The organism is Niallia taxi, assembly GCF_004005475.1.
Classification (GTDB): domain Bacteria; phylum Bacillota; class Bacilli; order Bacillales; family Cytobacillaceae; genus Niallia; species Niallia taxi.
In genome coordinates, this window is the sequence record NZ_RZTZ01000005.1 from 253,887 (window position 1) to 273,873 (window position 19,987).

General features: G+C 39.3%; 24 protein-coding genes. 21 read left to right on the forward strand and 3 right to left on the reverse strand.

Annotated features, from left to right (window positions below; translation table 11 throughout):
* Positions 1-71 precede the first annotated feature (71 nt).
* The 14 genes from EM808_RS14980 (at position 72) to EM808_RS15045 (ending at position 12,169) form a co-directional block, all read left to right on the forward strand.
* The gene (locus EM808_RS14980; protein ID WP_127739007.1) at positions 72-461 is read left to right on the forward strand and encodes an ATP synthase subunit I; all 390 of its coding nucleotides are present in this window, start codon (positions 72-74) and stop codon (positions 459-461) included.
* A 25-nt stretch (positions 462-486) separates the two neighbouring features.
* Positions 487-1,191 carry a F0F1 ATP synthase subunit A gene (gene atpB / locus EM808_RS14985; RefSeq protein ID WP_375545222.1) on the forward strand — a complete coding sequence of 235 codons (705 nt, stop codon included), beginning with the start codon at positions 487-489 and terminating at the stop codon, positions 1,189-1,191.
* A gap of 71 nt (positions 1,192-1,262) precedes the next feature.
* Positions 1,263-1,475 carry a F0F1 ATP synthase subunit C gene (gene atpE, locus EM808_RS14990; RefSeq protein ID WP_127739009.1) on the forward strand — a complete coding sequence of 71 codons (213 nt, stop codon included), beginning with the start codon at positions 1,263-1,265 and terminating at the stop codon, positions 1,473-1,475.
* Positions 1,476-1,577: 102 nt separating this feature from the next.
* The gene (locus tag EM808_RS14995) at positions 1,578-2,111 is read left to right on the forward strand and encodes a F0F1 ATP synthase subunit B (RefSeq protein ID WP_127739010.1); all 534 of its coding nucleotides are present in this window, start codon (positions 1,578-1,580) and stop codon (positions 2,109-2,111) included.
* A complete protein-coding gene (locus tag EM808_RS15000) occupies positions 2,108-2,644 on the forward strand; it encodes a F0F1 ATP synthase subunit delta (protein WP_127739011.1) in 537 nt (178 codons plus the stop codon). Before EM808_RS14995 ends, EM808_RS15000 begins: the two co-directional genes overlap by 4 nt.
* 24 nt (positions 2,645-2,668) lie before the next feature.
* Positions 2,669-4,177: a F0F1 ATP synthase subunit alpha gene (atpA, locus tag EM808_RS15005; protein WP_127739012.1), complete on the forward strand. Its 1,509-nt coding sequence runs from the start codon at positions 2,669-2,671 to the stop codon at positions 4,175-4,177.
* Positions 4,178-4,212: 35 nt separating this feature from the next.
* Positions 4,213-5,073, forward strand: coding sequence for an ATP synthase F1 subunit gamma (gene atpG / locus EM808_RS15010; RefSeq protein WP_127739013.1), 861 nt, complete (start codon positions 4,213-4,215; stop codon positions 5,071-5,073).
* Positions 5,074-5,132: 59 nt separating this feature from the next.
* On the forward strand, positions 5,133-6,551 hold the full coding sequence (atpD, locus tag EM808_RS15015; RefSeq protein WP_127739014.1) for a F0F1 ATP synthase subunit beta: 1,419 nt from the start codon (positions 5,133-5,135) through the stop codon (positions 6,549-6,551).
* Positions 6,552-6,572: 21 nt separating this feature from the next.
* On the forward strand, positions 6,573-6,980 hold the full coding sequence (locus EM808_RS15020; RefSeq protein ID WP_127739015.1) for a F0F1 ATP synthase subunit epsilon: 408 nt from the start codon (positions 6,573-6,575) through the stop codon (positions 6,978-6,980).
* Positions 6,981-7,183: 203 nt separating this feature from the next.
* The gene (locus tag EM808_RS15025; RefSeq protein WP_127739134.1) at positions 7,184-7,420 is read left to right on the forward strand and encodes a DUF1146 family protein; all 237 of its coding nucleotides are present in this window, start codon (positions 7,184-7,186) and stop codon (positions 7,418-7,420) included.
* Between the two features lie 208 nt (positions 7,421-7,628).
* Complete coding sequence (locus EM808_RS15030; RefSeq protein WP_127739016.1) at positions 7,629-8,384, forward strand: YwmB family TATA-box binding protein; 756 nt, start codon at positions 7,629-7,631, stop codon at positions 8,382-8,384.
* 33 nt (positions 8,385-8,417) lie between these two features.
* Positions 8,418-9,725 (forward strand): UDP-N-acetylglucosamine 1-carboxyvinyltransferase, encoded by a 1,308-nt coding sequence (murA, locus tag EM808_RS15035; RefSeq protein WP_127739017.1) that lies wholly within the window; start codon positions 8,418-8,420, stop codon positions 9,723-9,725.
* Between the two features lie 301 nt (positions 9,726-10,026).
* A complete protein-coding gene (spoIID, locus tag EM808_RS15040; protein WP_127739018.1) occupies positions 10,027-11,043 on the forward strand; it encodes a stage II sporulation protein D in 1,017 nt (338 codons plus the stop codon).
* Between the two features lie 214 nt (positions 11,044-11,257).
* Complete coding sequence (locus tag EM808_RS15045; RefSeq protein WP_127739019.1) at positions 11,258-12,169, forward strand: M23 family metallopeptidase; 912 nt, start codon at positions 11,258-11,260, stop codon at positions 12,167-12,169.
* A 115-nt stretch (positions 12,170-12,284) separates the two neighbouring features.
* Here EM808_RS15045 and EM808_RS15050 read toward each other — a convergent pair whose 3' ends face one another.
* The 3 genes from EM808_RS15050 to EM808_RS15060 are packed head-to-tail and all read right to left on the reverse strand — an operon-like array spanning position 12,285 to position 14,295.
* Positions 12,285-12,869, reverse strand: coding sequence for a ferric reductase-like transmembrane domain-containing protein (locus EM808_RS15050; protein WP_127739020.1), 585 nt, complete (start codon positions 12,867-12,869; stop codon positions 12,285-12,287).
* A complete protein-coding gene (locus EM808_RS15055; RefSeq protein WP_127739021.1) occupies positions 12,862-13,785 on the reverse strand; it encodes an FAD:protein FMN transferase in 924 nt (307 codons plus the stop codon). The genes EM808_RS15050 and EM808_RS15055 overlap by 8 nt, the downstream gene beginning before the upstream one ends.
* A gap of 12 nt (positions 13,786-13,797) precedes the next feature.
* Positions 13,798-14,295 (reverse strand): hypothetical protein, encoded by a 498-nt coding sequence (locus tag EM808_RS15060; protein ID WP_127739022.1) that lies wholly within the window; start codon positions 14,293-14,295, stop codon positions 13,798-13,800.
* A 406-nt stretch (positions 14,296-14,701) separates the two neighbouring features.
* Between EM808_RS15060 and spoIIID the strand changes: the two genes are divergently transcribed.
* The 7 genes from spoIIID to EM808_RS15095 all read left to right on the forward strand — a co-directional run bounded on the left by spoIIID (position 14,702) and on the right by EM808_RS15095 (position 19,980).
* Complete coding sequence (spoIIID, locus tag EM808_RS15065) at positions 14,702-14,974, forward strand: sporulation transcriptional regulator SpoIIID (protein WP_016204804.1); 273 nt, start codon at positions 14,702-14,704, stop codon at positions 14,972-14,974.
* A 641-nt stretch (positions 14,975-15,615) separates the two neighbouring features.
* Complete coding sequence (mreB, locus tag EM808_RS15070) at positions 15,616-16,617, forward strand: rod shape-determining protein (RefSeq protein ID WP_127739023.1); 1,002 nt, start codon at positions 15,616-15,618, stop codon at positions 16,615-16,617.
* Positions 16,618-16,880: 263 nt separating this feature from the next.
* Positions 16,881-17,699 (forward strand): flagellar hook-basal body protein, encoded by an 819-nt coding sequence (locus tag EM808_RS15075; protein ID WP_127739024.1) that lies wholly within the window; start codon positions 16,881-16,883, stop codon positions 17,697-17,699.
* A 47-nt stretch (positions 17,700-17,746) separates the two neighbouring features.
* A complete protein-coding gene (locus tag EM808_RS15080) occupies positions 17,747-18,589 on the forward strand; it encodes a flagellar hook-basal body protein (protein ID WP_127739025.1) in 843 nt (280 codons plus the stop codon).
* A 15-nt stretch (positions 18,590-18,604) separates the two neighbouring features.
* Positions 18,605-18,886 (forward strand): DNA-directed RNA polymerase subunit beta, encoded by a 282-nt coding sequence (locus tag EM808_RS15085; RefSeq protein WP_127739026.1) that lies wholly within the window; start codon positions 18,605-18,607, stop codon positions 18,884-18,886.
* Between the two features lie 101 nt (positions 18,887-18,987).
* Complete coding sequence (fabZ, locus tag EM808_RS15090; RefSeq protein WP_127739027.1) at positions 18,988-19,422, forward strand: 3-hydroxyacyl-ACP dehydratase FabZ; 435 nt, start codon at positions 18,988-18,990, stop codon at positions 19,420-19,422.
* A 159-nt stretch (positions 19,423-19,581) separates the two neighbouring features.
* Positions 19,582-19,980, forward strand: a complete 399-nt coding sequence (locus tag EM808_RS15095; protein ID WP_127739028.1) for a hypothetical protein — start codon at positions 19,582-19,584, stop codon at positions 19,978-19,980.
* Positions 19,981-19,987 lie beyond the last annotated feature (7 nt).

The following is a 19,987-nucleotide window of genomic DNA, read 5'->3' on the forward strand; positions in this document are numbered from 1 at the left end:
AAAAAAGATTATTTTTGTTCCCTGATAAGCTGTCTGAAAGAAAGTCTGTTGTCAGGAGATTTGGCTAAATTATGTTTGAAATAAAACAGATGCTTACAAAACAATTTAAGTACATATCTATACTGCTTTCACTTTACCTTATTGGGTGGGCTGCAACTCCTTATAAGCCTGTATTTATGGGTTTGTTATTGGGGACTGCCTTAAGCCTTTATAATATTTGGCTCTTAGTAAGAAAAATGGCGAAATTCAGCAGAAATATAGATGAAGGTAAAAAGACGCAATCGTTAGGGATGCTGTCAAGGATGGCAGCTGCAGTACTTGGGGTTGCAATAGCCATGGAATTTCCTGAGCAGATACACCTTATCAGCGTTGTCATTGGATTAATGACGGCTTACATAGTCATTATGATAGATTACTTATTTAGTACTGTTTTTAAAAATAGTATTAGAAAAGAGAGGTGAGAATTGCTTGGATCACACAGAGAAAGTGTATTACCTTTTCGGTTCGGAATACTTGAGAGTAGATGTATCCAGTGTCTTGATGATAGCTATCACTAGTTTGATCGTATTCATTATCGCTGTTGCTGCAACACGTCGACTTGCTTTAAAGCCAACAGGGATGCAGAACATGATAGAATGGGTAATGGACTTCGTGAAAAACATTATTAAAAGCAACATGGATTGGAAAGATGGCGGGAAGTTCCACATGTTAGGGATGACAATCATCTTTTACGTGTTAATTTCCAACCTGCTTGGTTTACCATTTTCTATAGTGGTTGACGGTGTTCTTTGGTGGAAATCACCAACGGCCGATCCGATTATCACATTAACATTAGCTTCCATGATCATTGCTTTGACACATTATTACGGTGTTAAGCAAAAAGGAGTTAAAGGATATTTCAAAGGCTATGTACAGCCGATGAAGTTCTTGCTTCCTTTGAAGATAATTGAAGAATTTTCCAACACATTGACGCTTGGTTTGCGTCTATATGGAAATATCTATGCAGGGGAACTGCTTTTATCCTTATTAGTAGGTTCATTAGCATGGACAGGCTGGGCAGGCTTTATAGCTGCAATTCCTTTAACATTGGCATGGCAAGGTTTTTCAATCTTTATAGGCTTCATACAAGCTTATATCTTTACAATGTTAACATTCGTTTACATGTCACATAAAGTAAGTGACGAGCATTAATCAATTCCCTTATCTTTAAAAGGTGAAACTATAAAATACACATATTTATATATTTAGGAGGAAAATAAATAATGAATCTATTAGCAGCAGCAATCGCAATTGGTCTATCAGCATTGGGAGCAAGTATTGGTAACGGTTTGATCGTAGGACGTACAGTTGAAGGGATCGCTCGTCAACCAGAAGCACGCGGTTTCCTACAAACAACAATGTTCATCGGGGTAGCGTTAGTTGAGGCATTGCCGATTATCGGAGTTGTAATTGCATTCATGGTACTTAACCGTTAATAATAGCTAAAAAATGGCGAAGACTTTTTCAAAAACTTCGCCTTTGCTTTATGCAAAAAAAAAGAAAGTTTAAGGTATACAGTTGGAAGGGAGTGAACCGTTGTGTTATTAAATAGCTTCGTATTGGGAGCTGCTGGGGCAGCATCTCATGATGGTATAAATGGTGGGACAGCCATATTTCAATTAGTAATATTCCTAGTTCTTCTAATGCTTTTAAAGAAATTTGCATGGGGTCCGATTATGGGCATCATGAAGCAAAGGGAAGAATTTGTAGCAAATGAAATAGACAGCGCGGAGAAAAATCGCATCGAGTCTGCTAAACTTTTAGAGGAGCAGCGGGCATTGCTTAAAGAGGCGCGCACGGAAGCAAAAGAGTTAATCGACAATGCAAAATCTCAAGGAGAGCTGCAAAGAGAAACTATTATTGCTGACGCTAGAAAAGATGCGGAAAGATTAAAGAATTCAGCCTTGCTTGAAATTGAACAGCAGAAGGAAAAAGCTGTTACTGCAATCAGAGAGCAAGTTAGTTCCCTATCTGTATTGATCGCTTCTAAAGTAATTGAAAAAGAGCTTAGTGAGCAGGACCAGGAAAAACTGATCAATGATTACATACAAGAGGTAGGCGAAAATCGATGATGGATACAGGAGTTTCAAAGCGCTATGCTTTAGCCCTTTTCCAAATCGCGAAAGAAAATGGCAGTGTGGAGCAGTTGGAAGAGGAAATGCGCGTTGTTAAAGCAGTTGTTGCCAACTCACCGGATTTGCAGCAAGTTTTCAAGTCTCCCAATATTTCATTGGAGCAGAAGAAAGAAATAGTTAAAAATGCGTTTGCTTCAGCGAGCGTTAGTGTGCAAAACATGTTAATGCTTCTGATGGACAGACATCGTGAAGACTATATTGTCAGCATTTGCGATTACTTTTTGCAATTCGTTAACGATGAAAAAGGGATCGCAGAAGCGAAAGTTTACTCTGTGAGACAGCTTACAGACAGTGAAAAATCGGCTATTTCTGCAGCGTTCGCCGCTAAAGTGGGAAAACGGTCGTTAAATATTGAAAATATTGTTGATTCCAACCTTTTGGGCGGAATTAAAGTTCGCATAGGAAATAAAATATTCGACGGCAGCTTACAAGGCAAGCTTGCTCGTTTGCAACGTACATTATTAGGATAAGATTTCGAGATAGGGGTGAAACGCATGAGCATCAAAGCGGAAGAAATCAGTGCTCTTATAAAAAGGCAAATTGAAAATTACCAATCAGAAGTTCAAGTGAGTGAAGTAGGTACGGTTATCAGTATTGGTGATGGTATCGCTCGCGTTCATGGATTGGACAACTGTATGGCAGGAGAACTTGTTGAGTTTTCTAATGGAGTAATGGGTCTTGCTCAAAACTTAGAAGAAAGCAATGTCGGGATTATTATCCTTGGCCCTTACACAGACATTCGTGAAGGCGATGAAGTTCGTCGTACTGGAAGAATCATGGAGGTTCCTGTTGGTGAAGAATTGATCGGACGTGTTGTTAACTCATTAGGTCAGCCAGTTGACGGAATGGGCCCGATTAATTCAAGCAAAACTAGACCGATTGAGTTCTTGGCACCAGGTGTTATGGACCGTAAATCAGTTAGTGAACCGCTTCAAACAGGGATTAAAGCAATCGATGCACTTGTTCCAATCGGACGTGGACAGCGTGAGCTTATCATCGGTGACCGCCAAACAGGTAAAACATCTGTAGCAATCGATACAATCCTTAACCAAAAAGACCAAGATATGATTTGTATTTATGTAGCAATCGGACAAAAGGAATCTACTGTTCGTAATGCTGTTGAGACACTTCGCAAACACGGAGCGTTGGAATACTCCATCGTCGTGACTGCATCTGCTTCCCAACCAGCTCCATTGCTTTACCTTGCTCCATATGCAGGTGTAGCGATGGGTGAAGAATTTATGTATAACGGCAAGCATGTTTTAATCGTGTATGATGATCTTTCTAAACAAGCATCCGCATACCGTGAACTTTCCTTGCTGCTTCGTCGTCCTCCAGGTCGTGAAGCATATCCAGGGGATGTATTCTACTTGCATTCTCGTTTGCTTGAGCGCGCAGCGAAGCTTAGCGACGCAAAAGGCGGCGGTTCTATTACTGCATTGCCTTTCATTGAAACACAAGCAGGAGACGTTTCTGCATATATTCCAACAAACGTAATTTCTATTACAGATGGACAAATATTCTTGCAGTCAGATTTATTCTTCTCAGGTGTTCGTCCTGCAATCAACGCAGGTCTATCCGTTTCTCGTGTAGGTGGTTCTGCACAAATTAAAGCGATGAAAAAGGTTGCAGGTACACTGCGTCTTGACTTAGCGTCATTCCGTGAGCTTGAGTCTTTCGCACAGTTCGGATCAGACCTTGATAAGGCAACACAAGATAAATTAAATCGCGGTGCTCGTACTGTTGAAGTACTTAAGCAAGATTTGAATAAGCCGTTAAAAGTAGAAAAACAAGTAGCAATTCTTTATGCATTGACTCGTGGATTCCTTGATGATATTCCAGTACATGACATCAGAAGATTTGAAGATGAGTTCTTGAACTGGCTTGATCACAACCGCAAAGAATTGCTTAATCATATTGTGTCAACGAAAGAGCTTCCTTCTGACGACGAAATGACTGCTGCGATCAACGACTTCAAAAAAACGTTCGCTGCAACTGAGTAATTAAAGGAAAATCTGATGAATGGTGGTGAAAACGTTTGGCATCATTACGCGATATAAAGTCACGTATTAACTCAACGAAAAAGACAAGCCAAATCACAAAAGCTATGCAAATGGTCTCTGCTGCCAAAATGAACAAAGCAGAAGCAAATGCAAAGTCTTTTGTTCCTTATATGGAAAAGATAGAAGAAGTGACACATTCAGTAGCGGCAGGGAGCAAAGGGAGCTCCCACCCAATGCTGGTGGCCCGTCCTGTAAAAAAGACAGGCTATATTATCATCACTTCTGATCGTGGACTAGCTGGCGCTTATAACAGTAATGTTCTCAGAAAACTGAACCAGATCGTAAAGGAAAGGCATCAGTCGAAAGAGGAGTATGCAGTTATTGCGATCGGTAAAGTCGGCAGAGATTTCCTTGTTAAGCAAGGGACAAACGTCATTCTCGATATCGTCGGAATTGCAGACCAGCCTGATTTCCTCGATATTAAGGATATTACAAATAAATCTGTCGGTATGTTCAGTGATGGTACTTTCGATGAAGTACACATCATTTACAGTCATTATGTGAGTGCAATTCAACAGGATGTAATGGAGAAGAAGATTTTGCCTCTTACAGAGCTTGCAAATAATTCTGCTGCCCTTACTTCCTATGAATTTGAACCTTCAGCAGAAGAAATCCTGGATGTATTGCTGCCGCAATATGCGGAAAGCTTGATTTACGGTGCGTTGCTTGACAGTAAGGCAAGTGAACACTCTGCTAGGATGACAGCAATGAAGAACTCTACTGATAATGCGAAAGATATTATCGATGATTTGAGTCTAGTATATAACCGAGCTCGTCAGGCTGCTATTACGCAAGAAATTACGGAAATAGTTGGCGGCGCTGCTGCGTTGGAATAGTTTAAGAAATAGAATTGCCTGCGCGCAATTCTATGATGAGAAGTATAGGAGGGAAAAACATGAGCTTAGGACAAGTTCTACAGGTAATGGGTCCAGTTGTTGACGTAAAGTTCGACGGACATTTGCCTGACATTAATAATGCTTTGAAAGTGATCCGTAATTCAGGAGATGCTGGTTCTGACAGCGTTGAAGTTACTCTTGAAGTGGCCCTTCACTTAGGTGACAACACAGTCCGCACGATTGCAATGTCTTCCACTGACGGTATCACTAGAGGTACACAGGTTACAGATTCAGGCAAGTCCATTTCTGTTCCTGTAGGTGATGTTACACTAGGACGTGTATTTAACGTATTAGGAGAAACAATTGACCTTGATCAAGAAATCGCTAGCGATGCTAGAAGAGATTCTATTCATAGAGAAGCTCCGAAATTTGAACAGCTTTCTACACAAGTTGAAATACTAGAAACTGGAATCAAAGTAGTAGACTTGCTTGCGCCATACATTAAAGGTGGAAAAATCGGTCTATTCGGAGGAGCAGGTGTAGGTAAAACGGTTCTAATCCAAGAACTTATCAACAACATCGCACAAGAGCATGGTGGTATTTCCGTATTTGCTGGTGTTGGTGAGCGTACACGTGAAGGAAATGACCTATATCATGAGATGACGGATTCTGGCGTTATCAAGAAAACGGCAATGGTATTCGGACAAATGAACGAGCCGCCTGGTGCACGTATGCGTGTAGCATTAACTGGTTTGACAATGGCTGAATATTTCCGTGATGAGCAAGGACAGGACGTGCTATTCTTCATCGATAACATCTTCCGTTTCACGCAAGCAGGTTCTGAGGTTTCCGCATTGCTTGGCCGTATGCCATCAGCAGTAGGTTACCAGCCGACACTTGCAACAGAAATGGGTAGATTGCAAGAGCGTATCACTTCTACAAACGTAGGATCAGTAACATCTATCCAAGCTATTTATGTTCCAGCGGATGACTATACAGATCCAGCTCCTGCTACAACATTTGCTCACTTGGATGCAACAACAAACCTTGAGCGTAAATTGACAGAGATGGGTATTTACCCAGCGGTAGATCCATTGGCATCTACATCACGCGCTTTGTCTCCTGAAATCGTAGGGGATGAGCACTATAATGTGGCTCGTCAAGTACAGTCCACTTTACAGCGCTATAGAGAGCTTCAAGACATCATCAGTATCCTTGGTATGGATGAGTTGAATGATGAAGATAAAATGGTTGTACACCGTGCAAGAAGAGTACAGTTCTTCTTATCACAAAACTTCCACGTTGCCGAGCAGTTCACAGGCCAAAAAGGATCTTATGTCCCTGTAAAAGAAACTGTTAAAGGCTTTAAAGATATTCTTGACGGTAAATATGATCATCTTCCTGAAGATGCATTCCGCCTTGTAGGAAGAATCGAAGAAGCTATTGAAAATGCTAAAAAAATGGGTGTGGAAGTATAATCCTAATCAGGAGGGGTAGAAATGAAGACGATTAAAGTCCATGTAGTAACTCCTGATGGCCCGGTGCATGATTCAGACGTTGAGACGGTTATTGCAAAAGCAGAAAGTGGAGAGCTTGGAATTATGGCAGGCCATGTTCCTATGGTTGCTCCCCTTAAAATAGGTGTCATACACTTAAAAAATGGAAAGACTTCTGAGTATTTGGCAGTTAACGGCGGAATCTTAGAGGTACGGCCTGATAAAGTAACGGTGCTTGCTCAATCTGCGGAAACCGCTGAACATATCGATTATGATCGTGCTTTACGAGCTAAGGAGCGTGCAGAGCAAAGATTGCATACTCAAAGCAATGAACATGTAGATTTCAAACGTGCGGAGCTTGCTCTTAAGCGTGCAATGAATCGTATATCTATTGTTGAAAAGAGATATTAATAACCAAAAATGCCTCCCTTTGTTAAAATGCAAATTGGGGGGCATTTTTACGTCCTAAAAGAGTATGAATAAGAAATGTAGGCAAAAAAAGAAATGGAAATGAAAAGAAAATGAAAAGAAAATGAAAAATAGTGAAACCTTTTATGATGATCAATCGTCAAATAGTAGTTAGCAAGGAAGCTAAAAGAAGTGGAGGTAACGCATTGATTGAAGATTTTGGCCAACAGGCATTGTTGAGCATCGTAACAAATGTGGTATTTATCGCCCTCGCTTGGTGGGCGTTGCAATCGCTGAACATTGAAAAGTTCATCCGTGCAAACAAAGTAGTGCAAGCAAGAGTATTATATGTATTATTATCCATAATAATTGGGTCACTTGTCAGTGAATTCTTCCTTAATTATCTGCTTTGGTCACAACAATTGCCATTAATTATGCAATAAGATACATTAGAAGAAACAATTACCAACGAAATAGGTCTTCATACATGTTTTCTTTTGCTCACTTTTTGAGTACAATTCAATTTGCGTGTTGCTAAAAAATAGTTTGTACGCAAATCAGAAAAATATTCATGTCAAAAAGTGACGACTATTTGCGAGTATTTCATTCCCCTACTAAGGAAACAATTCTAGTAAGGGAGAGGAATAGAGCATGAATAAAAAAAGAAGAGCATTTTATCTTGTTTTAATGATCTTAGTTGGTTTGGCAGCAGTCACAATTGGGAATAAACCCATTATCGCGAAAAAACAGCTAGACCTATTTATTATAAATGGAATAATAAAAAAGGATCAGAACATTAACGTTACTGAATGGTCTCTGCATGCAAGAGAAAAAATGGGAAATGTGAAAAGCTTATCAGATGCTAAAGCCGTTAAAGCCGATTTGCAGGAAAAATTTCCAGCTGCGAAATGGACGGAAGCGGAAACTGACAGCGCTTGGCAAGCTAAGGCTGTTCTGGCAGCTGATGGCTACAAAGAAGAGAGTTTAACTGTCACTGCTTCATTAACAACTCAAACATCCCAATCATATGTTATATATGAAGTGAAAGGGAAGGAGTTGAGTGACCAGTTCAGCAAAAAGCTGGAAAAGGATATAGAAGAAAAAGTTTCAGCTATATTTCGAGGAAAACCAACAATTTTCTCTTGTATAAAAGGCGAATTCAATGATAAGATGAGTAAGAGTCTGCCTTATTATGTAAACCATTTATTGGATGCTTTTCAAGCGAAACAAATAGAGGCGTTAGAGGAAGCTGATTTTGTATCAACTTCAGCAATGACGTCTATCTTTGATGAGAAAATTCAGGAAAATGACAAGGTAATGAACTTGCAATTGGGAATCAGGACACAAGGAATGGGCGGTAAAACTACCTTTGTAGTTGGCACACCCATCATAACGATTGAATATTAATATAGAGACATTGGACGCGGAGGGGAATACACTTTGGATAAAATCATCGTCCGCGGCGGAAAAAGGTTAAATGGAACGGTTAAAGTAGAAGGCGCAAAGAATGCCGTTTTGCCTGTAATCGCCGCTACATTATTAGCAAGTGACGGAAAAAGCATAATTAAATCAGTTCCAACTCTTTCGGATGTATATACAATAAATGAGGTATTACGTTTTCTTAATGCTGACGTATCATTTGCCAACAACGAAGTTACAGTAGATGCATCAAAAGAGTTGAGTGTGGAGGCGCCATTTGAATATGTGCGCAAAATGAGAGCTTCAGTTTTAGTAATGGGTTCATTGTTGGCTAGAAATGGCCATGCAAGAGTTGCGTTGCCAGGTGGCTGTGCAATTGGATCAAGACCTATTGATCAACATTTAAAAGGCTTTGAAGCAATGGGAGCTAAAGTTCAGGTTGGAAATGGCTTTATTGAAGCATCAGTTGAAGATCGTCTGCAAGGAGCAAAAATATATCTTGATTTCCCAAGTGTTGGAGCTACAGAAAACATCATGATGGCTGCGACTTTGGCAAAAGGCACAACAATCATTGAAAATGTAGCAAAAGAACCTGAAATTGTTGATTTAGCTAACTTCCTGAATGCGATGGGAGCAAAAGTCAAAGGTGCAGGAACTGGTACACTTCACATTGAAGGTGTAGATAAGCTATACGGTGCAGAACATACGATTATTCCTGACAGAATTGAAGCAGGTACGTTTTTAGTTGCTGCTGCTATTACAGGCGGAAACGTTCTTGTACAAGGCGCAGTGCCAGAACATCTGTCATCTTTAATTGCAAAGATGGAAGAGATGGGTGTAGTTTTCAAAGAAGAAGTAGACGGACTGCGTGTAATTAGTGCTGAAAACTTAAAAGCAGTTGATATTAAGACAATGCCTCATCCAGGATTCCCAACGGATATGCAGTCACAAATGATGGCATTGCTGCTTCGTGCTCAAGGAACAAGCATGATAACGGAAACTGTATTTGAAAACCGTTTTATGCATGTTGAAGAGTTCAGACGCATGAATGGCGATGTTAAGATTGAAGGACGTTCTGTTATTATGAATGGACCAACAAACCTACAAGGTGCTGAAGTAGCAGCTACAGATCTTCGTGCAGCAGCAGCATTAATATTGTCAGGACTTGTTGCTGAAGGCATTACAAGAGTTACTGAGCTGAAGCACTTGGATCGCGGATACGTGAATTTCCATCAGAAGCTGGCAGCTATTGGTGCTGACATTGAAAGAGTAACAGAAGAAGAACAAGTAACATTGAGTGCAACTTATGTTGCAGATTTAAATGCGTAACAAATAATAAACAGCTTTATTCATTTCCCTTATGAGATGGATATGGCTGTTTTTTTTTTGCCGTTTTTTAGTTTGGATGAAGAGCATAAGGTTATGTAAGAGTACAAGGGGAAGGGAAGTGAAGGGTAGCAGATATTATTCACATACTATGCACAGAATAAAATTATAGAACAGAACTAAGGTGATTTTTCTTATCTTTTTCCCCTTAAATACAGTCATAAATGCTTGTCCAAATCCATAAGAATGTTTTGTAAGACATTTTTTGCAATACAAATTTACATCGTTCTTATGGAGGCTACAGATGATTAAATTCAAACCCTTTATCGCACTAGGAGCCATTCTGTTCAGCATCACCTTATTGCTTCCAGCAATTTTAGTACTCCCTTTTATTTCAGAACGGGGAAACGACACAACCGCCCCTCCCGCAGAGGAAACACCAGCAGAAAATACAGGACCAGCTGTGGAGGTTTCCATCTATAGGGAAGAACAAAAAAAGATAGAGAAAGTTGATTTAGAAGATTATGTTGCCGGTGTTGTGGCAAATGAAATGAATGCAAGCTTTGAACCAGAAGCACTAAAGGCACAGGCATTGGCAGCAAGAACCTATATTGTCCGGAGAATGATTTCTGAGACAGAATCAGGACTGCCAGATGGAGCAGTGGTTGGTGACTCGATTACCTACCAAGTATATAAAAATAAAGAAGAATTAAAAACAACTTGGCAAAGCAAAGATTATGATTGGAAAATGAAGAAGATTGAGGATGCCGTCCAAGCTACAGCAGGACAGATTCTGACATATGATGGACAGCCGATTGATGCTTTGTTTTTTTCAACTAGCAATGGCTATACAGAGAATTCTAATGACGTATGGGCTAATTCAGTTGCTTATTTAAAAAGCGTCGAAAGCCCTTGGGATAAAAACTCACCGAAGTTCAATGGCCAAGAAGAGATTAGCATTCAAGATTTTGAAAGCAAGCTTGGCGTCTCCTTAGGAGGCAGTGCCAGCATTATGACAAATGTCGAGTATACTTCGGGCAAACGTGTTGCAAAGGCAAATATAAGCGGTAAAGAGCTCACAGGGACTGATATACGCGATAAGCTTGGATTGAAGTCTACAGATTTTACAATGACTAGAAGTGGTCAGAGTATAATTGTGACTACAAAGGGCTATGGACATGGTGTAGGCATGAGTCAGTATGGTGCAAATGGAATGGCGGCAGAAGGCAAGAATTACAAGGATATCGTCAAGTACTATTATAAAGATGTAGCTGTGACGAACTCAGAGAGCCTCCTGACGGCATATATGGCAAAAAAGTAATAGTGGAATAAGAAAAGCTCCCTTGGACACCAAGGGAGCTTACTATTGTTTTACGGAGGTGTCATAATGCAAATATAAACAATTTAGAAAAAAAGTTTTTATTTTCATGCATAAAAGAATTCAGTTTGTCGAAAAATAAGTTTTTAAAAAATTTTTTTGAGAATGTATATATTTATCATTATCTGTTCAGAATGATTGCTGAGGTGATGATAAAATGAGAGAGGAAGAAAACAAACGTACTTCTCCAAAATCAAAAGTAAAGAATTTCTTTAAAAAGCGTTGGGCATTTCCAGCTGTTTATATCGCGAGTGCAGCTATTATTCTAACAGGTGTCCTTTGGTATCAAAACAGTGCAAATGAGACAGACAAGTTTAAGTATGATGCATCAAATCCATCAACACAGCTTGATGACGAACCAGCAGTACCAGTTACAAATGATGTAGAAAACTTCGCATGGCCAGTTAATGATCCGGATAATGTAATAACGCAAAAAGGTTTTTATGACAATAGCCAAAGTAAAGAAGAGCAAGTAAACTCTCTAGTGTTCTATGATAATGTGTATCAGCCAAATACTGGTGTAGATTTAAAAATGGAAGATAACAGTGAATTTGAAGTTCTAGCTTCATTGAGTGGAACAGTTACAAAAGTATCTGAAGATTCTGTACTTGGTAACACTATTGAAATTGAACATGCAGATGGAATTAAAACATTCTATCAATCTGTGAAGGATATCCAGGTTAAAGAGGGAGACGAAGTGAAAAAAGGTCAATCTCTAGCTACATCTGGACAAAGCCTATATAACAAAGATGGCGGTGTCCACGTCCACTTTGAAATTCGCAAAGCAGATGTTGCTGTAAATCCTATCGACTATTTCAATAAATCTTTAGCTTCATTAGAAAAAGCCGATACATCTGAAGCAAGCCAAGCTACAGAGGAAAATGAAGTGACAGAGGAAAATGCAACAGAAGAAGATGCTATATCAGAGGATGCAACACAAGATGAGTCTAAAAAAGAAGTAAGTGATGAGTCAAAAGATTCAACAAATACGGATGCTTCTGATGAATCAACAGATTCTTCAAGTGATGACGCTGCAGATGAAAGTACTTCAGCAGATCCAAATGCATAATGCTTATGAGGAGAAGTCCAATTCTTTCGACAGAATTGGACTTCTTTTTTGTTATTTTGACGACAAATTTCTCGGGAAATAACAGCAAAAAAAAGCATGATGTCTGGAATGAACATCATGCCTTCTTTACCATAACCTGCTTCTTTTTTAATTGAGCAGCTTGGACGATACGGAGAATTGTCAGGATGAGCACAGATGATCCTGTGAAGATATAGATGATAAGCATCCATATTGTCTGACTGTCTGTACCCATAAGAAATCCGTGAAAGAGAGCTGCGTAAAATGTTGGGAATGCAAGAAAATGAATGGCTTTCCACACCCTTTTTCCAAGCTTTTTCAGGAAGTCTGTTGATAGCACTAATAGCAGGAATCCGTAAAAGGCGAAAATGCCCAATGAAAGGGAGATGGCATTATGTTCAACAGTAAATGGTATAAGAATATTAAAGATGGTATAAGAGGTGTAATCTGTATCGAATACTAAAACGAGACCATGAACCATTCCAAACAGCAGGCCGAACCAGCCTGTAGCCTCGTGAGTATTTAAAAGTATTTTTTGAGATTTCTTTGGAAATATCGGTAGTTTAAAGGTTAAACCTGTCAGCATAGAGATAAACAGTAGTAAATAGGAAGTTATCGCTGCTGCCCTTGTTACGTTCCATATGCTGAATAAGTCACTAACATTGGAAATAATATCATTCATACTGTTTCACTCCTTCGTTTGTATATAAGTGTAAATTACCTCCTGACAGACATCGATCTTCCTCAGTCAGGACGATAAAAGCAATATTTTTATTGTCATTAAATCTTTTTAATCCTTCCTCCCAGCCAAGAATAAGCATACATTTTGCCATTGCCTCTGCTTCTGTCAGCGTAGGGGCTATGACTGTTGCTTGAATTAAATTAGAGGTGCTTGGCATACCTGTCCTCGGATCAAGGATATGATGATGCCTGCGCCCTCCTGCTGTTACCCAATTCCTTTTAACGATAGAGCTTGTCGCAATTCCTGCATCTCTGTGTAATTCAATAGAGGCAATGGTTTCTTCAGTACGCCTTGGATGGTCAATCTTTACGACACGCTTTTTATATTCTAATCCCCATGCGCAAATATCTCCTCCTGCAGATATCGCACCTGTCCTTATCCCATCCTCCTGCAGCAGCTCTGCAATGCATTGTGCTGTCCAGCCTTTAGCAATGCCGCCTAAATCGATTTGGATGTCCTGCTTTAAAGTTATACTCCTCATACCAGCATCGATTAATAGAGGGCGAATATTTGCGTTTAATGATGGTGATGCTTCTTCATCTGGATTTGCTTCTAGCAGTTCAAAGCTTCGGTCATAGCCGAGAGCGATAAGTTGTTTTCCTAAATAAGGATTATAGATGCCCTTTGTGACGGCATAGTAGAAGTCAGCTATCCTAATGGCCTCAAATAGAATAGAGCTACATAGGAAAGGGATATTTTTTGTATTGTTTAATTGAGACAGTTCACTTGTCTGATTGAAACGTGATAATGTACGTTCTGATTTCTTAAACAAGTGAGTGATTTTTCTTACAGATTCCGCTGGCAAATCGAATGTGCGAATAGTTGTATTCATACATGTGAAGGCTGTTTGCTGCATATAATTATCCCCTTAAGATGAATGGCTGCGCAGGTCTCCGCCTTCTGCCATGCTACCGTTAGATGGAGGTGCTTGAGAGCCTGAACCGCCGCTGAAATTATTTGTTCCACTGTCAGGAGTTGTTGTTGTATCCTCAGAGCCGCCATTGAGCGTTGAATCAGAAGAGGAGCTGTCACTGTCTCCTTGATAATCTCCTGCCCAAGAGTCGCTGCTGCCAGAGGAATTGCTATTCCCGGATGAGGAGTCACTGCTGCCAGATCCGCCATCAGGTGTTGTGTAGCTGCCGCTGCTCCCATCTGAAGGTAGCTGACTGCTGCTGCCATCCTCCTGTGCAAAAGGATTTTGACTGCTTGGTGTCTCGCTTTGTTGCCCATTTGTATTCGGTTGATTATTATATGCTGTTTGCTGGCTTGCTCCAGTTGAAGTTGTTCCGTTTAAAAAACCAATAAATCCTGTAAAAGCTGCAACGCTGGATAAACCTATGATCCACTTTGTTTTTTTAGGTGCCATATGCAATTTCCCTCGTTTCCTTTGTCATTATTTGCTTAAAAAGGATTGTACGAAAGTTTCCTTAATTATTTCTTAAGCGGTAGATAGATTTTTTAAATAAGTAAGACAAAAAAGAAGTAAACCTTGTTCCTATTCAAAATTTTCTGCATAAACTTTGACCCAAGCTAATAAACTGTTACAAACCTTACAAAAGTTGAAGTTTGGAGTGAGGAATCGTTATAGATAAATGGATATGTAGTCGAGGACATGTTTAATCACGATAAGATCAGAAAGCGTTGAGCTGTCTGCCGCATGAGAGTTAGAGAGTTATCCATGAAAGGAAACGTGCGGGATGAAGAATTTCGATGAAGCGAAGAGCGAGTCTCATTTCACACTTCTCACATCCAATTTAGGGAGGGCGAGTGGTGTGCACGATTACATCAAAGAGAGAACTATCAAGATTGGAAAGTATATCGTGGAGACGAGGAAAACAGTTCGCGTTATTGCGAAGGAGTTTGGCGTATCCAAAAGTACAGTCCATAAGGATTTAACAGAAAGGCTTCCTGAAATAAACCCGGATTTGGCGAATGAAGTGAAGGAAATTCTTGATTATCATAAATCAATTAGACATCTTCGCGGTGGGGAAGCAACAAAAATGAAGTACAAGAAGGAAGAGTTGGAAGGGGAAACAGTACAATAAGACAGAAAATAAATCAGACATCAAAAGGTAAGCACACTTTTATCTATCGATGGAGGACAATAATCAACCTCCATCGGTAGAAGAAATAAATAATGTAATTTCCGGACTTAGCAGGCTAAGTCTTTTTTATATATACACAATTTTAGGTATCTAACACAGATTTGTTTCCTAAGCAGTTATATAACAGATAGTTAATTAGAAATAAGTTAATCGTTTAAACGAACAAATATGAAAAAATTACATATAAAAATAAGAAAAAATGCGCATATTTTTGACAAAAAGTTACTTCTTTCGTCAACGGTATGATAGAATAGAAAATTAGGGTAGGGCTAATGCGAATCTTGTTGTAATAAGGTTAAAAGGCTTGTGAAGTGTTAGACATACGCTTATCATAAATGAAATTTAGGAGGTTTGTAGCAGTTGTCTTTTATATCGAACAACTGTTCTTCTTTCTGTCATAGTATTGCATCTGAATGGTTAAAATAATCCGCTTATTGAATGCTTACATAATTTTAATGAAACTCGGTTCGCTTTTTTGCGTTTAAATAATGGGAGAAAATTAACTTTTCATGTAAAGGTCTGTTTATAAAAACAACAAATTGAAAAAACTGAATAATAGCTATAAGGAGGAAGTGTAAAAAATGTTCGCTAGAGATATTGGTATTGACTTAGGAACAGCAAATGTATTGATTCATGTTAAAGGGAAGGGTATCGTTTTAAACGAGCCATCAGTTGTAGCACTAGACAAAAACTCAGGCAGAGTGCTTGCAGTCGGAGAAGAAGCACGCCGCATGGTTGGACGTACGCCAGGCCATATCGTAGCAATCCGTCCGTTAAAGGATGGGGTTATTGCAGATTTCGATGTAACAGAGTCCATGCTAAAGCATTTTATTAATAAGCTGAATGTTAAAGGATTTTTGTCAAAGCCTCGCATTCTTATTTGCTGCCCAACTAACATTACAAGTGTTGAGCAAAAAGCAATTAAAGAAGCAGCAGAGAAAAGCGGCGGTAAAAAGATATACTTAGAGGAAGAACCAAAAGTTGCTGCAATCGGAGCAGGAATGGATATCTTCCAGCCAAGTGGTAATATGGTAGTCGATATCGGTGGAGGAACAACAGATGTAGCAGTTCTATCTATGGGTGATATCGTAACTTCCTCCAGCATTAAAATGGCAGGAGATAAGTTCGACAGTGAAATTCTGCAATACGTTAAAAGAGAGTACAAGCTGTTAATTGGCGAAAGAACAGCAGAAAACATCAAGATTAATATTGGAACTGTTTTCCCTGGGGCGCGTAAAGAAGAAATGGAAATTCGCGGACGTGATATGGTTTCTGGTCTTCCAAGAACGATTACGGTTCATTCAGAGGAAATTGAACAAGCATTAAGAGAGTCTGTGACAGTTATCGTACAAGCTGCTAAGAGTGTTCTTGAAAGAACTCCTCCTGAGCTTTCAGCTGATATTATTGACAGAGGCGTTATTTTGACAGGAGGCGGCGCTCTTCTTCACGGAATAGACATGCTGCTTGCTGATGAATTGAAGGTTCCTGTTTTAGTTGCAGAAAATCCTATGGATTGTGTTGCGATCGGAACAGGCATCATGCTTGATAATATTGACCGTTTGCCAAAAAGAAAGCTAGGATAAGCTGCTTTCTACTGGTATTTTTAATAAAAAAAGTCGGCTGTCCACATTGGAAGCCGACTTTTTTTATTAAATTTTACATTTTGCATTAAATTCCATTAGATATTTGCAAATAACTTCCGATATAATAAAGGATGAAGTTTACATGCAAGATATGACGTTATTCAACAAATTACTACAAAGATAATAGGAACTTATTTTATAATAAATATATATAGACTGACTAAAAATGAGCACAAAGATATTTTAGGAAATGGGGACAGTATATGTTTAAAGGATTTTATACTGCGGCATCGGGGATGTTGGCACAGCAAAGAAGAACAGAAATGCTGACAAATAATATGGCAAACAGTAATACACCAGGATATAAGGCAGATCAATCTGCAGTCCGCACCTTCCCAGATTTGCTGCAGCAAACCGTTGACACATATTCACAAAACGGAAAAACTACTAAGTCAACGATTGGCTCATTAGGGACTGGAGTGTATATGCAAGAAGCTATCCCAACATTTGCTCAAGGTGATATTACACAAACAGACTTGAAAACAGATATCGCCTTAGTGAATATAAATGTTCCTGGAGATGACAATAATACTGCAGGCTCTATTTTCTTTAATATCCAAGATGCTAATGGTGAAACAAAATATACTCGCAACGGAAATTTTACTCTTGATGGCCAAGGGTATTTAACAACGGGAAGCGGTTTGTATGTTTTAGATGAAAATAATGAACGCATTCAGCTACCAGATGATAATTTTACTGTGTCTAATGAGGGTATTTTAACATCAAGTGCAGGGGATGCATATCGTCTTGGTGTAAGCTATACAGCTGACCCTAAATCGCTTGTGAAAGAAGGAGACGGCCTATTCCGGGCTGAAGATGGCCAAGCGCTTGAAAGTGCGTATACAGCAGGTGGCGTTTCATTTCAATTGAAGCAAAACTTCTTGGAAAGCTCTAATGTTGATGCAAGCAGGACGATGACAGACATGATGTCTGCATACCGTTCCTTTGAAGCAAATCAGAAAATTCTTCAAGCATATGACAAAGGCATGGATAAAGCCGCAAATGAAATAGGAAAAGTTTAATAGCAGTCCATTTAGGAGAAGCAGCCCAATAAGGGGGAGAGAATGATATGAACAGAACTATGCTTATTGCTACAAATACAATGACACAATTGCAAAAACAAATGGATACAATCAGCAATAATATTGCCAATGTCGATACGAATGGCTATAAGAAAAAAAATGCTGCATTTACTGATTTGCTTGTACAACAGGTTAATAACCAAAAGGATACGACACAAGAGGTTAACCGCCAGACACCAAACGGTATAAGACAAGGTAATGGAGCAAAGGTAGCGCAAACCCAAACGGTTATGACACAAGGGACATTAAAAACAACAAACCGCCAATTGGATACTGCATTTACGTCAGAAGGGCAGCTTTATCGTGTCCTTGTTCAAAATGGCCAGAATTCAGAAGTACAGTATACAAGAGATGGCGCCTTCTACTTGACGCCAGTATCGAATACAGAAAACATGCTTGTCACAAAACAGGGAAATGCAGTGCTTGATGAAAATAATAATCCGATTATGCTCAATAAAGATGTGAATGAATACTCCTTATCTAAAACAGGAACACTTCTTGCTAAGCTTAACAATGGACAGACACAAAATGTTAATCTTGGTGTAACTGCTGTCAACTATCCTCAATTCCTCGAAAAGAAAGGTGATAACCTGTTTGGGTTGCCTGCTAACTTAGATGAGCTCAATATGACAAGAGATCAAGTGCTTACTGATTTGGATGGAGCACTTCGAGGTGAGGTTGCTGTTTCACAGTATGTTCTTGAGCAGTCAAATGTTGATTTGAGCAAGGAAATGGTTAACTTGATGTCGACACAGCGCTCCTATCAGTTTCAATCAAAAGCTATCACAATGGCTGACCAGATGATGGGGCTAGTGAATGAGATACGCTAAGAGGGAGAGTAAATAATGTCAGCTAATACAAGCAGTCAAGAATTGATAAAAACACGAGAGCAGTTAAGGGAAGAGCGCCAAGACAACAACCACCAAGAGAAACCTTCTTCCAAAAGGCTTGGCAGAGTCCGGATGATTCCGATTTGGCTACGTTTAATCATAGTTATTGTCTTGATTTGTGTAAGCCTGACTGCAGGAGCTGTAATCGGTTATAGTGTGATTGGGAACGGAAAAGCAGGCGACACATTCAAAAAAGATACATGGACACATATAATCGATCTTGTTGATAAAGAATAGGCATATAAATATTTTTAAAAAGGAAGGGGATTTCCCTTCCTTTTTTATAAGATAATTTAGTACAATTATACATAACCACATATTAGTAGGAGGTCATAATTATGTTAGACATAAATCAAATTAAAGAAATTATTCCTCATCGTTACCCATTTTTGCTGGTCGACCGTATTTTAGAGGTTGAGGAAGGCAAGCGTGCAGTCGGAATTAAAAATGTTTCTGCAAATGAAGAGTATTTCAATGGACATTTTCCAGAATTCCCTGTAATGCCAGGTGTGCTTATTGTTGAAGCATTAGCACAAGTAGGTGCTGTGGCAATGCTTATTAAAGAGGAAAACAAAGGAAGACTTGCTTTCTTCGCAGGTGTGGACAACTGCCGTTTTAAAAAGCAAGTATCACCTGGTGATCAGCTTCGTCTTGAAGTGGAAATGACACGAGTGCGCGGGAACTTCGGCAAAGGAAAGTGTGTTGCTACAGTTGACGGCGAAATCGCTTGTGAAGCAGAAATTATGTTCGCATTAGGTGACAAGAAGGAATAATAAACAGGCATTAGACATTAGCTGAAAAGCTGGTGTTTAATGCCTTTATTTATAAAATTTTGGGAACGTGCAATATCATGTAAGTTGTTCTTCTTCTTGGACAAAATATTTATTGACCGTTAGTGGTCATTAAATATGTTAGGAAAAGGGGACAATACAATGAGTAAATGGGTGAAGTTGTTAGGTGTTTCTGCAATGTCTGCAATGCTTCTTACTGGTTGTGGAGATAATGATGATCAAAGTCCGGCACCGGAAGATGATACGACTGTTGAAGACACAGATTCAACGGATAACAATATCATTCCGGACAATAACATTATTCCAGATGGTGACGGAAACAACCGTCTGAACAATGATGACGGACTTAACAACAGAAATGGCGATAATGACAACAATATAGATAATGGTAATGACGGCTTTATTGATGATAACAATAATGACAATAATGACCGTAACACAGACAACGATCTTGACGCGGCAGATGATGACAATGATCCTGGCGAGGACATGATCGAGGACAAAAAAGATAGAAATGACAAGGATGATAAAGATAGCTAATCCTTAT

Bases quoted from the DNA above. Each gene is read 5' to 3' on its own strand.
- fabZ (WP_127739027.1), top strand. From the start codon at position 18,988: ATGTTAGACATAAATCAAATTAAAGAAATTATTCCTCATCGTTACCCA.
- EM808_RS15095 (WP_127739028.1), top strand. From the start codon at position 19,582: ATGAGTAAATGGGTGAAGTTGTTAGGTGTTTCTGCAATGTCTGCAATG.
- EM808_RS15085 (WP_127739026.1), top strand. From the start codon at position 18,605: ATGTCAGCTAATACAAGCAGTCAAGAATTGATAAAAACACGAGAGCAG.
- mreB (WP_127739023.1), top strand. From the start codon at position 15,616: ATGTTCGCTAGAGATATTGGTATTGACTTAGGAACAGCAAATGTATTG.
- EM808_RS15045 (WP_127739019.1), top strand. From the start codon at position 11,258: ATGAGAGAGGAAGAAAACAAACGTACTTCTCCAAAATCAAAAGTAAAG.
- EM808_RS15055 (WP_127739021.1), bottom strand. From the start codon at position 13,785: ATGCAGCAAACAGCCTTCACATGTATGAATACAACTATTCGCACATTC.
- atpD (WP_127739014.1), top strand. From the start codon at position 5,133: ATGAGCTTAGGACAAGTTCTACAGGTAATGGGTCCAGTTGTTGACGTA.
- spoIID (WP_127739018.1), top strand. From the start codon at position 10,027: ATGATTAAATTCAAACCCTTTATCGCACTAGGAGCCATTCTGTTCAGC.
- EM808_RS15080 (WP_127739025.1), top strand. From the start codon at position 17,747: ATGAACAGAACTATGCTTATTGCTACAAATACAATGACACAATTGCAA.
- EM808_RS15050 (WP_127739020.1), bottom strand. From the start codon at position 12,869: ATGAATGATATTATTTCCAATGTTAGTGACTTATTCAGCATATGGAAC.
- EM808_RS15000 (WP_127739011.1), top strand. From the start codon at position 2,108: ATGATGGATACAGGAGTTTCAAAGCGCTATGCTTTAGCCCTTTTCCAA.
- EM808_RS15075 (WP_127739024.1), top strand. From the start codon at position 16,881: ATGTTTAAAGGATTTTATACTGCGGCATCGGGGATGTTGGCACAGCAA.
- EM808_RS15030 (WP_127739016.1), top strand. From the start codon at position 7,629: ATGAATAAAAAAAGAAGAGCATTTTATCTTGTTTTAATGATCTTAGTT.
- EM808_RS15020 (WP_127739015.1), top strand. From the start codon at position 6,573: ATGAAGACGATTAAAGTCCATGTAGTAACTCCTGATGGCCCGGTGCAT.
- EM808_RS15060 (WP_127739022.1), bottom strand. From the start codon at position 14,295: ATGGCACCTAAAAAAACAAAGTGGATCATAGGTTTATCCAGCGTTGCA.
- atpA (WP_127739012.1), top strand. From the start codon at position 2,669: ATGAGCATCAAAGCGGAAGAAATCAGTGCTCTTATAAAAAGGCAAATT.
- EM808_RS14980 (WP_127739007.1), top strand. From the start codon at position 72: ATGTTTGAAATAAAACAGATGCTTACAAAACAATTTAAGTACATATCT.
- atpE (WP_127739009.1), top strand. From the start codon at position 1,263: ATGAATCTATTAGCAGCAGCAATCGCAATTGGTCTATCAGCATTGGGA.